Origin of the sequence: Pseudotamlana agarivorans (assembly GCF_018860245.1) — a bacterium.
Classification (GTDB): domain Bacteria; phylum Bacteroidota; class Bacteroidia; order Flavobacteriales; family Flavobacteriaceae; genus Pseudotamlana; species Pseudotamlana agarivorans_A.
In genome coordinates, this window is record NZ_JAHKPD010000024.1 from 42,624 (window position 1) to 58,792 (window position 16,169).

Below are 16,169 nucleotides of genomic sequence, written 5' to 3' on the forward strand. Positions count from 1 at the left end.
CAGTTACTAAAAAGGATTTATGAAACAAAGAAATCACGTTTATAACAACGTATTAGATTTGGTAGGTAATACACCACTTGTCAAACTTAATCGAATCACTTCTAAGTTTAATGGTGACTTTTACGCAAAAGTAGAAGCTTTTAATCCAGGGCAATCTTCTAAAGACAGAATAGCACTTTATATTATTGAGGAAGCTGAAAGGAAAGGGATTCTTTCTCCAGGCGATACCATAATTGAAACAACTTCTGGTAATACAGGTTTTAGTATCGCTATGGTTAGTATCATAAAAGGTTACGATTGTGTATTGGCAGTAAGTTCTAAATCTTCGCCAGACAAAATTGATATGCTAAAAACGATGGGAGCGAAGGTATATGTATGTCCAGCCCATGTTAGCGCAGATGATCCGCGTTCTTATTACGAAGTTGCAAAACGTTTGCATAGTGAAATGAAAGGTTCTGTGTATATTAATCAGTATTTCAACCAATTGAATATTGATGCACATTACCACTCTACAGGTCCAGAAATCTGGAATCAAACTGAAGGTAAGATTACACACCTAGTAGCTTGTAGTGGGACTGGAGGAACTATTTCAGGAACGGCTAAATACTTAAAAGAACAAAATCCTAATATTAAAGTTATTGGTGTTGATGCTTTTGGGTCTGTGATTAAAAAATATCACGAAACAAGAGAGTTCGATGAGAAAGAAATATATCCATATAGAATTGAGGGTTTAGGGAAGAATTTAATTCCTGCAGCTACAGATTTTGATGTGATTGATGATTTTGTTAAGGTGACAGATGAAGAAAGTGCACATACTGCAAGAGAAATAGCAAGAACCGAAGGTATTTTTGCTGGCTACACTTCTGGAGCAGCGATGCAAGCTATTAAACAGTTAGGTGAAGATGGAACATTTGGTAAGGATGATAAAGTTGTTATTATTTTTCCTGATCATGGAGCCAGATATATGAGTAAAGTGTATAGTGATAAGTGGATGAATGATCAAGGTTTCTTTGACAGCATTAATGAAGCTGCCGCAGAAAGCATACAATACGTTAAATAAGATCCATTAGTTGATTGAAAAAGAGATTGTTTTTTACTTTTTAAGTAAAAAACAATCTCTTTTTTTATTTTATAATAATTGAATGCAAAAAATTATGTTCAAAGCTAATAAATAATTAATTTTGCAACAATTAACTTCAGACTAAAACTTACTTCTTTTTCTTCTATAAATAGCATTAATATGTTGTTGTTGAAAAGTACTAGAGTTTATAGTTCTGTTTTGATTTTTAATCGCAACAAGATTTATAATAAATGAGAGATTTATTTGATAAAATTTACAAGGATAAAGGACCATTAGGAAAATGGGCTTCTCAGGCTGAAGGATACTTTGTGTTTCCTAAACTAGAAGGAGAAATTTCTAACCGTATGAAATTTCAAGGTAAAGACGTTATCACTTGGAGTATAAATGATTATTTAGGTTTAGCAAATCATCCAGAGGTAAGAAAAGTAGATGCTGAAGCAGCTGCCCAGTATGGCTCTGCCTATCCAATGGGAGCTAGAATGATGTCTGGTCATACAGATTTACATGAAAAACTTCAAAATGAATTAGCATCTTTTGTTGAAAAAGAAGCGTCTTATCTTTTAAATTTTGGATATCAAGGAATGGTTTCTACCATTGATGCCTTGGTTTCGAAAGATGATATTATTGTTTACGATGTTGATGCTCACGCCTGTATTATTGATGGTGTGCGTTTACATATGGGGAAACGTTTTACATACAAACATAATGATGTTGAAAGTTTAGAGAAAAACTTAGAGCGTGCTACTAAAATGGCAGAACAAACAGGTGGAGGAATTCTAGTGATTTCTGAAGGTGTTTTTGGAATGCGTGGTGAGCAAGGACGTTTAAAAGAAATTGTTGAACTTAAAAAGAAATTTAATTTCAGACTATTTGTTGATGATGCTCATGGTTTCGGAACCTTAGGAGCAACAGGGGCAGGAGCAGGAGAAGAGCAAGGTGTACAAGCAGATATTGATGTGTACTTTGCAACATTCGCAAAATCTTTGGCGAGTACAGGAGCTTTTATTGCAGGTGATCAAGAAATTATTGATTATTTAAAGTATAATTTACGTTCACAAATGTTTGCAAAATCTTTGCAAATGCAATTAGTGGTAGGAGCACTTAAGCGATTAGAAATGCTTAAAACAATGCCAGAGCTTAAAAATAAATTATGGGAAAATGTTAACGCATTACAATCAGGTTTAAAAGAGCGTGGTTTTGATATTGGAACGACTCAAAGTTGTGTAACACCAGTATACTTAAAAGGGAGTATACCTGAAGCAATGGCTTTAGTGCGTGATTTACGTGAAAATTATGGAATATTCTGTTCTATAGTTGTTTACCCAGTAATACCTAAAGGTTTAATTCTATTAAGATTAATACCTACATCAACACATACTTTACAAGACGTTTCGGAAACATTAGATGCTTTTGATGCGATTCGTGAGCGTTTAGAAAACGGAACTTACAAGCGCTTATCCGCAGCTGTTATGGCGGCAATGGGCGAGTAGTTTTACTAAGATACTTATATAATAAAAAAATCCGATTCAGTTTTGAATCGGATTTTTTTATGAATTTATTTCACTTTTTTGTGTAATATAAAAAACAGGATACATTCAATATTTAAGTAAGTTCTTTTCTGAACGTTTTTCTGCGTTTTAAAACTTTAGGATCAAAATGCTTCCAGATTTTCTTTATAGCTTCATTGTCTTCTAGTTCGGGTGTGCGATAACAGGTTTCAATGCCTCGTTTTTTGAATGTTTCGTAATATTCATTAAAAATAACCGCATGTACACCTTTGTTTTGATAATCTGGATGCACCCCAATTAAATAGAAGTCAGCTGTTTTACTGTTCTTCTTAGCGTCTAAAATGTGTTTGAACCCGAATGGGAATAGTCTTCCTTTGGCCTTTTGCAAAGCTTCCGAAAATGAAGGCATAACTATAGCAAAAGCAACTAACTCATTTTGTTCATCAAGGACAAATTTTATAAATTCGGGATTTATGAAGCTTATAAATTTCTTTTTAAAATAAGCCTTTTGAATATCGTTGATGGCAACAAAAGAAGATAACGATGCATATGTTGTATTGAATAAATCAAACATTTTATCCACATAAGGCATCACATCATCTGTTTTAGCAAAATTAAGTGCTCTTAGTTTATAACGCCTCTTTATGATTTCTTGAGCCTTATAAAAGAATTCAGGTTTCACATTTTCAAACGGAAAAACACTTTCTATATATGTTTTTTCAACTTTAAAACCAGCAGCCTCGTAGTGTTTAATATAATAGGCGTGATTATACCATGTTACCATGCTTGAAATAGAGTCGAAGCCTTCGGTTAAAACCCCTACCTTGTCAAGATTTGAAAAACCTACTGGGCCTTCGGTATATTCTAATTGGTGTTTTTTTCCTATTTCAATAACTTTGTCTAAAAGTGTTTTAGAAACTTCTAAATCGTCAATAAAATCAAACCATCCAAAACGCATTTTTTTTTGGTTTTGACCATTAATTTCAAGCCAATTAACTATTGCTGCAACTCTTCCAACGATTTCATTGTCCTTGTAGGCTAGAAATAAGCGAGCTTCAGCATCATTAAAAACAGGGTTTTCCTTTTTGTTAAATGATTTGATTTCTTGGCTTATAATTGGAGGAGTCCAATATTTAGAGTCTTTATATAATTTAAAGGGGAACTTAACAAATGCTTTAAGTTCCTTTTTTGTTTTAACTTCCTTAAGTTTTATCATACTTTAATAACGCGTTCTAAGGCGTGTAGAATCAATCAAAATCGATATCCTCTTTTTTTCTTTTTTCAATAGGTTCTGGCTCAGAATCTTTTTTCTTTTTATCGGTATTACCTACATTATTAGGAACTCCATTTTTTAAGTCTTCAACATCATTGTTTTTGTTAGGAGCTTTGTCCTTATGGAAGTCTAATCTGTAAGATGCGCCAAAATTAACACTAAAAACAGCTGGCGTATCCTTAGTATTGAAAGTAATCGCACTGTCCAGTTGAAAGTTTTTATTCCACAAGTAAGCGCCTCCAAGTCTAAATAAATTATCCGCATAAAAATCACTCTTAATCCCTTGGGTTTCTCCAAATATAACCCATTTCATACTTACGGCATGCGTTAGGGTTAAAATGTATTGAAAATCCGATTGATCGGTACCAATTCTATCTTTAATAAAATTCATAACAAATACCCAGCCACTTGCAAAATTGTTTTGTGTGGCAATCATAACTTTTGGACTAAAGCCTTCAATACCACTAGCTGTAAACGGATTATCCGCCGAATCTATATTGCCACCAACATAAACCGAGACTGCAGGAATTAATGACTTCCATTTAAATGCTCGATTCGCTTTCCAGCTGTATAAGTTCGGTTTATCTTCTGGTTTGTTTTTAAGAGGATCGAAAACTAAATATTTCGCACCAATGGTAAAATATTTAAAGTTAGATCTTTTGTAGTCGGTGTCGTAATCAGAAGCGAATTTTTTGGTGTCATTTTGGTAAGTTCCTTCCAGGCTAATCTCTAAAGGTTCCCAAAGTAGGCCATATCGCGCAGCGAAATCTACACCAAAACCAGTGGCTTCATAGGTAGCTGCAGGGGTTCGCTCTTCTTTATTAAAATAAGGTCCAACCTCAAATTGAACGACATTAGTGCCTACAGAAAAAGCACTTCTAGACACACCAGGTCTATTCGAATTAATCACTTCTGTGTATTGGCAAAAACCTTGGGATGAGGCTAGGCATAATAGAATAATTAGCGTAGATTTTACTAGGTTCATAGGCGGTGGTTCAAAAAATGTTTAATTGTCAAGTTATTAAACGCTCCCCAAATATAGATATTTTATACTTTTTTTATCATTTTTCAGCTTTTTTTCAGAAGATAGAATTGTATTTTTGCTATCAATTACAAATAAAAGTTAAAAAATGGGGTTATTAAGAACCATACTTATAATTGCGTTAGTTTATTACGGTCTGAAAATTCTTTCAAGAATATTCGCACCTTTTTTAATGAAATACGTTTCAAAAAAGGCTGAAGAACGTTTTGGAGGGCAATTTGGTCAGTTTCAAAGAGAACCAAAAAAGGAAAACTCTAAACAAGAAGGAGAAGTTACTATTGATAAAATTCCACAAACAAAAACTTCAAATAAAAAAGTAGGTGATTATGTTGATTTCGAAGAAATAGATTAATTTTCGCAATCATTAGAATAAAAGCCAATCTATGCCATTTTCATTTAAAAAGTTTTTACCACACATATTAATACTTCTAGGTTTTGTAATTATTTCCCTAGCTTATTTCAGCCCTGTTTTAAAAGGAAAGGCGATTTATCAGAACGATATTGTTCAGTTTATCGGAATGAGTAAGCAGCAAACCGATTTTCGAGCAAAAACAGGCGAGGAAACTTATTGGACAAACAGTGCTTTTGGAGGCATGCCTACGTATCAGTTAGGTGCCAAATATCCACACAATTACATTAAAAAGTTAGATTTAGCACTTCGTTTCTTACCGAGACCTGCAGATTACCTTTTTCTTTATTTATTGAGTTTTTATATATTTTTATTAAGCTTAAAAGTAGATTATAAACTTGCTGCACTTGGTGCTTTAGCTTTTGGGTTTTCAACCTATTTAATTATTATTCTAGGAGTGGGGCATAATAGTAAAGCTCACGCTATCGCTTATATGCCATTGGTTTTAAGTGGTATTATTTTAGTTTTTAGGAAGAGATACATTTGGGGTTTTTTGTTAACAGTAGTTGCGATGGGTTTAGAGTTGGTGTCAAACCATTTTCAAATGACTTATTATCTAATGTTTTTGGTGATTGTATTGGGAATCGCCTATTTGGTTGATGCTTATAAAAAGAAAACTCTGCTACAATATTATAAATCTGTTGGTATTTTAGTTGGAGCAGTAGTACTTTCAATTGCTTTGAATGCTACAAATATTTTAGCAACACAAGAGTATGTTAAGGAGAGTAAACGTAGTAAAAGTGAATTAACAATTAATCCTGATGGTTCACCAAAAGTAGCATCCAATGGTTTAGATAGAGATTATATTACACAGTTTAGTTATGGTATTGTTGAAACTTTTAATTTATTCATCCCAAGGTTTGTTGGTGGAGGGAATTATGAAGATGTTGGTAAAGAATCTGCCACATATAATGCGTACCGTAAACTAGGGGCTACGACAACACAGGCTTTACAAGAATCGAAGCGTGCGCCTTTATATTGGGGTAATCAACCTATTGTTGAAGCACCTGCTTATATAGGGGCTGTTGTTTTATTCTTATTTGTTTTTGCATTGTTTCTTGTGCGTGGACGTTTAAAATGGTGGCTTGTAGGCGGAACGATATTATCTCTATTGCTTTCATACGGAAAAAATTTAGGGTTCTTAACCGATTTCTTTATCGATTTTGTTCCATTATATAATAAATTTAGAGCCGTAAGCTCCATACAAGTTCTTTTAGAATTATGTATACCTGCTTTAGCGATTTTTGGTTTGGTTGGGTTGTTTAATAATGCAATTGAAAAAGAAGAAAAGTTAAATGCTTTAAAATTTACAGCCATAATTACCGGAGGACTTACTTTGGTTTTCTTATTATTTAAATCTTATTTATTTGATTTCGTGGGTATTAATGATGGTGTGTATCGTCAGAATTACGGACAGGATTTTGTTGATGCCATTAGGTCTGATAGGAAATCTGTATTTACAAAAGATAGTTTAAGAACTTTGGTGTTGGTTTTATTTTCAGCAGGGGCTATTTTTATGTTTTTAAAGGATAAGTTGAAAGAAAAATGGGTGATTACTGCTTTTTGTTTCCTTATTTTATTCGATTTAGTTGGAGTAGATAGACGCTATGTGAATAATGATGATTTTGTTTCAGGTGTAAAAATGAGCAAGCCGTTTCAGGCTTCAGAAGTTGATAAATATATTTTACAGGACACTACTAATTATCGTGTTTATGATTTAGTTTCTGGACCTTCAAAGCCTTCATATTATCATAATTCATTAAATGGTTATAATGCTGCGGAATTAAGACGTTATCGTGAGGTGTTTGATTTTTATATTTCAAAAAACAACATAAATGTCCTCAGTATGTTGAATACAAAATATATCGTTGCTCAGGATGATAAGGGGAATGCATTTCCGTATGAAAATGAGGAGATAAATGGAAACGCATGGTTTATTGATAGTTTAAAAGTTGTTAATTCTGCCAATGAAGAAATTTTAGAATTAGACAGTTTAAATACGAAAATGACTGCTGTTTACATGCCTCATGTAGCTAGTGAGCTTGTTGGAGAACACAAGGGTGGTTTTAAGAATGATTCGGTTTCATCCATTAATTTATTGGATTATAAGCCAAATTATTTGAAGTATAAGTCTAACAATAAAAATGATGGTTTTGCTGTCTTTTCAGAAATTTATTATGGTAATGGATGGAAGGTTTTTGTTGATGGTGAACCAGCTAATTTTATGCGTGTAAACTATATTTTAAGAGGTATGCCTGTCCCTGCTGGAAGTCATGTTATAGAATTTAAGTTTGATCCAGACGTTGTTAAAACCGGAAGTAAAATTACACTTGCAAGTTCGGTGTTACTAGTTATTTTATTGTTGTGTGGGCTGTTTTATGAATTCAGGCGCAAACCTGAAAACTCATAAAAAGACTAAAATTTAGCGATTTAGATTTTTTAAAATCCAATTTACAGATTTCAATGGAACAAAAAAAAGTGCTAATTATAGCCTATTATTGGCCACCTGCGGGAGGTCCTGGGGTGCAGCGCTGGTTGAAATTTATAAAATACTTACCTGAGTTCAATATTGAACCTGTTGTTTATGTGCCGGAAAACGCTAACTACCCTTTGCTTGATGAGAGTTTATCTTCAGAAGTTTCGAGTGCATTAACGGTAATAAAACAACCAATTAAAGAGCCATACAAATTGGCCGGTGTATTTTCTAAAAATTCATCTAAAACAATTAGTAAAGGGATTATTTCAGAAGAAAAAAAACAATCAGTACTAGAAAAACTTATGCTTTTTGTTCGAGGTAATTTTTTTATACCAGATGCTCGAGTGGGTTGGGTGAAACCTTCTGTGAGATATCTTTCTGATTATATTGAAAAAGAAAAAATTACTACCATTATTACTTCAGGGCCACCACATAGCATGCATCTTATTGGTTTGCAGCTTAAAGAAAGGCTGGGAGTTCAGTGGTTGGCTGATTTTAGAGATCCATGGACCACAATTGGATATCATAAGCAATTAAAATTGACGGCGTCTTCGGAAAGAAAACATAAGTCTTTTGAAAAGCAGGTGTTAAATAAAGCCGATCAAATAATAGTGACAAGTTTTACGACAAAGACAGAATTTCTAAATATCACAGACAAACCTATCGAAGTTATTACTAACGGATATGATGATGAAGTTTCAATGGCTTGTAAGATGGATTCAAAGTTTTCTTTAGCCCATATAGGTTCTCTATTATCCAAAAGGAATCCTGAAATCTTATGGCGTGCTTTAAGTGAATTGGTGAATGAAAATGTAGAATTTTCTAAAGATTTTCAGTTGAATTTTATTGGTTCGGTAAGTGAAGATGTGATTAATTCTATTAAGATTCATGGTTTAAGTAGTTTTTTAAATGATGAGGGTTATGTTTCGCACAGTGAGTCTGTTGTGTTTCAGAAAAAATCACAAATTTTACTGCTAATTGAAATTGATTCTGAAGAAACCAAATGTATTATTCCTGGAAAATTATTTGAATATATGGTTTCAAATAGACCTATAGTAGCTATTGGTCCGAAGGGGTGGGATGTTGAAAAAATCATAAAAGAAACCAATACAGGGAATTGTTTTAATTATAATGATTTTGACCTTTTAAAAAACACTATTTTAGAGCATTATTATGCTTTTAAAAAAGGGAGGTTGCAAACACATCCAATAGGGTTGCAGAAATATCACAGAAAAGCATTAACAAAATCTTTGTCAAAAATGCTTTAAATGGGAGTCGTTGCAATACAGTCTTTTAAAAATATTCTTTCTACTTACCTTGGTTTTTTTGTTGGCGCAATAAATACTTTATTTCTTTATACCGAATTTTTAAGTGATGAGTATTATGGCATGGTTAGTTATATGTTGTCACTTGCTTATGTTGTAATGCCAATTATGGCTTTAGGAATGCATAATACTTTGGTAAAATTTTATTCTTCCTTCAAAACAAGGGTGTCATTGAATAGTTTTTTAACATTGATGCTGTTTTTGCCTTTGTTAGTGATTATTCCTGTTGTAATAATTACTTATTTCGGTTATGAAACTATTGCTGATTTACTTTCCAAAAAAAATGCCATTATTAAAGGTTATTTGTGGCATACTGTATTTATAGCGATTGCTTTGGCGTATTTTGAGGTGTTTTTTGCATGGGCTAAAGTGCAGATGCAAACGGTGGTTGGTAACTTTATGAAAGAGGTATTTCACCGAGTTGGCACTATGGTTTTGTTGTTTTTGCTATATTTTAAAGTGATTGGTGTTGAGCAATTTATGAATGGGATTGTTGTGGTGTATATACTTCGGATGATAGTCATGAAAATTTATGCGTTTAGTGTTAAGTTTCCTGTGATTTCATTTAAGCGCCTTAATAGTCTAGGCAGTATTCTAAATTATTCATTATTAATAATCATAGCCGGGTCAATCGCTACTGTTTTGTTAGATATTGATAAGGTTATGCTTGGACATTATATTGAAATTAAGGAGGTTGCATATTACAGCGTAGCCATTTTTATAACGGCTGTTATTGGTGTGCCTCAGCGATCTATGCATCAAATTTTAATGCCTTTATCTGCTAAGTATCTGAATGATAGAGATTTTGAATCTTTGGGAAATTTATATAAACGAAGTTCTTTAAACTTGCTTGCAGTAGGAGGTTTTATTTTCTTGTTAATTGTTTTAAATATTAATGAGTTGTATTATATCATACCAGAAGAGTTTAGCGGTGGCTTGTTTGTTGTATTTATTATTAGTATTTCGAAGCTTTATGATACAGCATTAGGAAGCAATAATGCCATTTTGTTTAATAGTGATTATTACAGAATCGTATTGGTGCTAGGTGTTGTATTAGTGGTGCTAATGGTGTTGTTGAATATGTTTTTTATTCCTAGGTTAGGTATTAATGGTGCGGGTTTAGCTACTTTTATAGCGATTTTTTCATATAATTCAGTTAAGCTGTATTTTGTTTACCGTAAGTTTAATATGTTCCCTTTTACAATTGATTCATTAAAGATAGGAGGTTTGGTTTTAGTAAGTGTGCTGCTATTTTATTTTTGGGAATTCCCTTTTCATCCTGTTGTAAATATTGCACTGAAATCAACTTTAGTTGCTATTCTTTATGGGGGGGTGGTGTATCGTTATAATTTTTCTGAAGATCTAACATCTCTTGTAAATCGCTTCTTGAAATTAAAATAAGGTAACTTTAGTAGAAAAAGAAAACCCCACAATGTTAAAAAAAACATGTGCGGGGATTTCAATACTAACCAACCAAAAAAGTCTTTAAGATCGTGTTCTGCTTGACGATCTTGTATTATTGTTAGATCTGCTCGTTCGATTTTGAGCAGTTCTTTGTGAATTACGATCTCTTGAACTTGAAACAGTCGATTTTTTTGATGTTCTCTGGTTGTTTTTTACCTGATTTACCTTTTGACTGTTTCTAGTCTTATTTGCGTTTGTATTTGATATACGCGTATTTTTATTATTTGGATTTTTTGTAACCGTTTTATTTCTAACCGTTTTGATTTTGGTGTTTCTGCTATTTACCGACCGACTATTTTTAGCCGTAGCTTTATTGTTGTTGTAACTATTGTTGTTGCGATTGTTGTATTTTCTATTATTCGAATTTTTTGCTACATTTCTTCTTGTCGTTACATTTTTAGTGCTTCTGTATGCTGTAGCGTAGTTTTGGTTTCTCTTTACTTGATGTCCTCGTCTTGTGGCTATAGAAGTTCGTGGTCTGCTGTTGTTAACAAAAGGTCTCACGTAGTTGTATCTAACAGGACGGTAATGTGTTCTGTAAGGTCTCGAGTAAACCACACAGTAGTTCGGACGAGGAACACGGTAATATCTGTGCCATGGGCGGTAGATGTATCCTCTATTATAGATATTGATGTATCCTGAGGTGTACGCGAAGTAGTTATTAGTGTTGTAAAACACATTTAAACTACCTATACGGGCTATGTTTCCGAAATTGTTATAAAAAACATTAATATTTCCAACTTGTGTAATGCGACCATATGGATCATAGTAAATTGGGGTGTTTTCAATTTGAATTATTGCGCCATACTCGTCATATTGCACATAGCTGTTGTAATTGTGTCCAGAATTGAAGCTAATGCTTGTGTTTCTAGTGTTTATTGAAACGTTAACAGTGTTATTGTTTCTTAAAATATTAAAATCAAATTGCCCATCAGGAAAGATCGAAAATTCGATATTGTTTTCCACAAATATGAATGACTTTCCGTAGCCATTATTGTAATTATTTATAGCTTCAAAATTCTTTTCGTAAGCATATATGTTATTTGTTAAAAAAGAAAGGCTTAAGCAAACCAGTAAAAAAAGCATTTTGTGTTTTAGTCTATTTAATTTTGACGTGCTGCTGTAGAGTTTTTGAATGTTTTGCATAATTGTAAATTTTTTAAGTTAACAATGACTTCTAAACAAACAGCGTGCCATAAAACAACAGTGGTCATTAACCGACTTAATATCAGTAGGTTATATATGTGTGATTTGTCGTGTGGAGACTTGTAACCCTGATTTTTTAATTTGTTTTTTGTTGGATGCACCTAGCTGGGAGTGTATAAAAAAACTTTAGCGAACAACTTTGGTTGGTTCTTGTTAATTACGTTTGTTTTGAGTAAAGTGTTTCTTTAAACCGTAATTTTTATAACAGTTCTTATTCTATGTATTTTTTCTTTATTAACCTTTAAGCTTTTGAAGTTTTGAAGGATTTAACCTTAAATAAGGTTTTGAATACTTGTTTTTTTTAGTTTGCAACTTTTTTTACGTAAAATACTGTTTTTAAGTGATTAGCGATGTAGTTTATGGTCATTCAATCCATGGGGTTTAGTTGGTTTTTATTGATTTGTCTAGTTTAAATCTAGTTTTAAATGCCACTAATAATCTTGTTGATGAGTTTGTATCGAGTTGTGATTTTGATAAAATACGACGTCAAAATTTATATTTGGTGAAACAATTTAACTAAATATTTAAGATTATGAAAAAAATTACTTTATTGTTGATGATGTTGGGTGTGATAACCTACACAACAAACTTGAAAGCTCAGACGAATTATATTTCAAGTATGAATGGTGGTACTCCTTATCTTTCTACAGAGAGTTTTGCTGGGTATGATTGGAGTGGCGTAGGTAATCATTCGTTTAATAATACGAATAGTAGTGCTATAACCTTTGAAATTACTGATTTCGATGAATCTAACCCGGAGGTTGGGGCGGAACTGTATATCAAACTTTTAAGAGTTGGTTTTGGGCATGGGGCGCTTAATTGGGGTTCTGACAACGAAACTTTATTGAAGACTATTTCTGCTGCAGATTTCACAAACGGCGCAGCAACAGTTACTGTAAGTCTGCCTAGTGGCACACTGCCCGTGGGTCAGACTGTTGATTATGAAAGTGGTTATCTGTGGGTGATTCAGGTGGCTGGAGCTAATGGAGGTGGAAAAACTTACATTAACTATGTGTCTAATATAGAAGAGGAAATTGTGTTAAGCTCGAAAGACTTCAACAAAAACAAATTGGGAGCTTTTTACAACTCTAATATTGATGCGATCGTAATGGATCAAACTTTAAGTGGAGACTATGCTATTTACGATTTATCAGGGAGAGCAATTACAAAAGGCCTTATTTCTAGTGAAATTAGTACATCTTCTTTGAAGGGAGGGATGTATATTTTATCTACCCAAGAAGGTGTTTTAAAATTTGTTAAGTAAATTTATTAATTCATGTGTTAAAAAAGGAGCTGTAAGAGGCTCCTTTTTTTATATTATTTTTTTCAGGGTGAAGTCATGAATTGGGAAATATCGATTTTGGGTTTTAGTAATGATTAGAGCGCACTAAAGCTTTTCTAACAAGTATTTGCCTATTTCAGATCTCTTGTTTTTAACAATATCCTCTGGTGTTCCTGTAGCTACAATATTTCCGCCGTTTTCGCCACCACTAGGCCCTAAGTCAATAATAAAATCGGCACATTTTATTAAATCAATATTATGTTCTACAACAATAATGGAATGGCCTTTTTCGATTAAAGCATTAAAAGATTTTAAAAGCTTCTGTATGTCATGAAAATGGAGTCCCGTTGTAGGTTCGTCGAAAATAAATAAAGCTTTCTCTTTATTGTTTCCTTTTCCTAGAAATGAGGCTAGTTTTATACGTTGTGCTTCACCGCCAGAGAGGGTTGAAGAGCTTTGTCCTAAAGTCACATAGCCTAAACCAACGTCTTGTAGCGGCTGTAATTTGTTTTTAATTTTAGATTGTTCATTGGCTTCAAAAAAAGTGATGGCATCGTCAATGGTTAGATTTAAAATATCATCAATATTTTTTCCTCCGAAAGTCACTTCTAAAACTTCTTTTTTAAAGCGTTTGCCTTTGCATGTTTCACATTCTAAATGCACATCGGCCATAAACTGCATTTCAATGGTTACTTCACCTTCACCTTTACAAGTTTCACAGCGTCCGCCATCTACATTAAATGAAAAATGTTTTGCTTGATAGTTTCGAATGCTACTTAATTTCTGCTTTGAATATAATGCGCGTATATCATCGTAAGCCTTAATATAAGTTACAGGGTTAGATCTAGAGGATCTTCCTATCGGGTTTTGATCGACAAATTCAATGTGATTAATATTACTAAAACTACCTTCAAGCGATGAAAACTGTCCAGCTTTATCGCTAAAATCTGTTAGTTTTTTTTGTAACGCCGGGAATAGTATTTTTTTAACTAATGTGCTTTTTCCACTTCCCGACACTCCTGTTATAACTGTAAGCATTCCAAGTGGAAAACGAACATCGATATTCTTTAAATTGTGCTCTCGGGCTCCAAGAATATCTATATAATATTTAGAAGTTCTTCTTGTTTTTGGAGTTTCAATATTTAAATCACCATTTAGGTATTTAGCTGTTAGAGATTCTGAATTTAAAATAGCTTCAAAATCACCTTCAGCGACAACATTTCCGCCTAAAGTTCCAGCTTCGGGTCCAATATCAATAATCGTGTCTGAAGCTTTCATGATATCCTCATCATGCTCAACTACAATTACTGTATTTCCTAGATCTCTTAACGCTTTTAATACCACTATAAGTTTTTCAGTGTCTTTAGGGTGTAATCCAATACTAGGTTCGTCTAAAATATACATCGAGCCCACTAAACTACTACCTAAGGAGGTTGCGAGGTTGATTCTTTGGCTTTCTCCTCCAGATAGGGTGTTTGACTTTCTGTTTAGAGTAAGATAGTCAAGACCAACATTGGTTAAAAAGCTGAGTCTATTATTGATTTCTTTTAGAAGTCTTTTGGCAATTTTGAAATCGTAATCGTTTAATTTTAACGCTTTAAAGAAAACAGCAAGCTTATCTAAGGGCATCTCTACTAGATCTGAAATTGTAGCCTCAGAAACCTTTACATAATTTGCTTCATTTCTTAAGCGTTTACCATCACAAGCCTTACATTTTGTTTTTCCGCGGTAACGCGAAAGCATCACACGGTTTTGAATTTTATAAGCTTTAGCTTCTAGTTCAGCAAAAAATGAATTTAAACCTTCGAAGTATTCGTTTCCTGTCCAAATAAGTTGTTTTTGAGCTTCAGAAAGTTCGAAATAAGGTTTGTGGATTGGGAAGTCAAATTTATGAGAATTGTTAACTAGTTGATCCTTATACCAACTCATGCTGTCCCCTCGCCAAGGAAATATAGCACTTTCGTAAACTGAAAGTCCAGTGTTTGGAATTACTAAATCTTCGTCTACACCAATTATATCACCGTAACCTTCACATTTTGGGCAAGCTCCATAAGGGTTGTTGAAACTGAACAAATGCACGTTAGGTTCTAGAAAAGAAATACCGTCTAATTCAAATTTATTGCTAAAGGGTCTCTGTGTATTAGTGTTAAGGGTTTCAACTAGGCAGGATCCTTTGCCTTCAAAAAAGGCTGTTTGAATCGCGTCTGCTAAACGGTTGTAAAAGTCTTCTTCATCTTTCTTGATCACACGATCTACAACTAAAAAAACACGATCCTTTTTTGAGGTTTTTTCAACTTCGTCAATCCTTAATACCGAATCATTTATTTTTATACGAGCGTAGCCCTGCTGATTTAGCGTTTTTAGTTTGTCTTCCATCGTTCTACCTTCTTCTAAGGTGATAGGAGCGAGCAGAAGTAGTTTTTCGCCTTCAGAGAAGGTTTTAATATAATTTACAACATCGGAGACCGTGTCTTTTTTTACTTCTAAACCAGAAACAGGCGAGTAGGTTTTTCCAATTCTAGCAAATAATAGTTTTAAATAATCGAAAATTTCTGTAGTTGTACCTACCGTAGATCGTGGATTCGTCGAATTTACCTTTTGCTCAATAGCTATGGCAGGAGCGATACCTTTAATATATTCAACTTTAGGTTTGTTTAAACGTCCCAAAAACTGACGTGCGTAACTTGATAAGCTTTCCACGTATCGTCTTTGTCCTTCGGCGTACAGGGTGTCAAAAGCCAAACTGGATTTTCCAGACCCAGATAAACCTGTGATAACAACTAATTTATTTCGTGGAATGACAACATCAATATTTTTTAAATTGTGCAATTGAGCACCTTTAATTATAATATTTTCTTTAGGGTTTACGCTGTCGATAGTAGATTTCATATACTTTTTAAGGAGATATTCGTGCAAAGATACTATAAGTAATTGTACATAAAAAGTGTATTGTATTTCCTTAAATTAATAAAAAAGCAATAAAATATTTTCGTATTCGACTTGAATGTTGTTATATTTGGTGATATTAATCATCATTTTAACAAGTTAAGCCTATAGCATAGAATTACTTTTCCAAACATTTTAACCTCAAGCAGCGAAGTTT

General features: G+C 33.3%; 11 protein-coding genes. 7 read left to right on the forward strand and 4 right to left on the reverse strand.

Features of this window, described 5'->3' with window-relative positions; all coding sequences use genetic code 11:
- The first annotated feature begins 19 nt into the window (after positions 1 to 19).
- Both KO493_RS14810 and KO493_RS14815 read left to right on the forward strand, forming a co-directional pair.
- The gene (locus tag KO493_RS14810) at positions 20 to 1,060 is read left to right on the forward strand and encodes a PLP-dependent cysteine synthase family protein (protein ID WP_216068765.1); all 1,041 of its coding nucleotides are present in this window, start codon (positions 20 to 22) and stop codon (positions 1,058 to 1,060) included.
- Positions 1,061 to 1,311: 251 nt separating this feature from the next.
- Entirely contained in the window at positions 1,312 to 2,571 is a 1,260-nt protein-coding gene (locus tag KO493_RS14815; RefSeq protein ID WP_216068766.1) for an aminotransferase class I/II-fold pyridoxal phosphate-dependent enzyme, read from the forward strand.
- A gap of 112 nt (positions 2,572 to 2,683) precedes the next feature.
- Here KO493_RS14815 and KO493_RS14820 read toward each other — a convergent pair whose 3' ends face one another.
- On the reverse strand, positions 2,684 to 3,805 hold the full coding sequence (locus KO493_RS14820; RefSeq protein WP_216068767.1) for a GTP cyclohydrolase: 1,122 nt from the start codon (positions 3,803 to 3,805) through the stop codon (positions 2,684 to 2,686).
- Positions 3,806 to 3,836: 31 nt separating this feature from the next.
- The gene (locus KO493_RS14825; RefSeq protein WP_216068768.1) at positions 3,837 to 4,847 is read right to left on the reverse strand and encodes a transporter; all 1,011 of its coding nucleotides are present in this window, start codon (positions 4,845 to 4,847) and stop codon (positions 3,837 to 3,839) included.
- Between the two features lie 145 nt (positions 4,848 to 4,992).
- On the opposite strand from KO493_RS14825, the gene KO493_RS14830 reads away from it, so the two are divergent.
- From KO493_RS14830 to KO493_RS14845, 4 genes are read left to right on the forward strand one after another with little or no spacing between them, the layout of a single operon-like run.
- The gene (locus KO493_RS14830) at positions 4,993 to 5,256 is read left to right on the forward strand and encodes a DUF4834 family protein (RefSeq protein WP_216068769.1); all 264 of its coding nucleotides are present in this window, start codon (positions 4,993 to 4,995) and stop codon (positions 5,254 to 5,256) included.
- 31 nt (positions 5,257 to 5,287) lie between these two features.
- A complete protein-coding gene (locus tag KO493_RS14835; RefSeq protein WP_216068770.1) occupies positions 5,288 to 7,723 on the forward strand; it encodes a YfhO family protein in 2,436 nt (811 codons plus the stop codon).
- 53 nt (positions 7,724 to 7,776) lie between these two features.
- A complete protein-coding gene (locus KO493_RS14840) occupies positions 7,777 to 9,057 on the forward strand; it encodes a glycosyltransferase family 4 protein (protein WP_216068771.1) in 1,281 nt (426 codons plus the stop codon).
- Positions 9,058 to 10,515: a polysaccharide biosynthesis C-terminal domain-containing protein gene (locus KO493_RS14845; protein ID WP_216068772.1), complete on the forward strand. Its 1,458-nt coding sequence runs from the start codon at positions 9,058 to 9,060 to the stop codon at positions 10,513 to 10,515.
- A gap of 84 nt (positions 10,516 to 10,599) precedes the next feature.
- Here the strand turns inward: KO493_RS14845 and KO493_RS14850 are convergent, their stop codons facing one another.
- Positions 10,600 to 11,724: a hypothetical protein gene (locus KO493_RS14850; protein ID WP_216068773.1), complete on the reverse strand. Its 1,125-nt coding sequence runs from the start codon at positions 11,722 to 11,724 to the stop codon at positions 10,600 to 10,602.
- Between the two features lie 592 nt (positions 11,725 to 12,316).
- Between KO493_RS14850 and KO493_RS14855 the strand changes: the two genes are divergently transcribed.
- Positions 12,317 to 13,048 carry a hypothetical protein gene (locus tag KO493_RS14855; RefSeq protein ID WP_216068774.1) on the forward strand — a complete coding sequence of 244 codons (732 nt, stop codon included), beginning with the start codon at positions 12,317 to 12,319 and terminating at the stop codon, positions 13,046 to 13,048.
- A 123-nt stretch (positions 13,049 to 13,171) separates the two neighbouring features.
- On the opposite strand, the gene uvrA is transcribed toward KO493_RS14855, so the two are convergent.
- On the reverse strand, positions 13,172 to 15,955 hold the full coding sequence (uvrA, locus tag KO493_RS14860; protein ID WP_216068775.1) for an excinuclease ABC subunit UvrA: 2,784 nt from the start codon (positions 15,953 to 15,955) through the stop codon (positions 13,172 to 13,174).
- Positions 15,956 to 16,169: the final 214 nt, after the last annotated feature.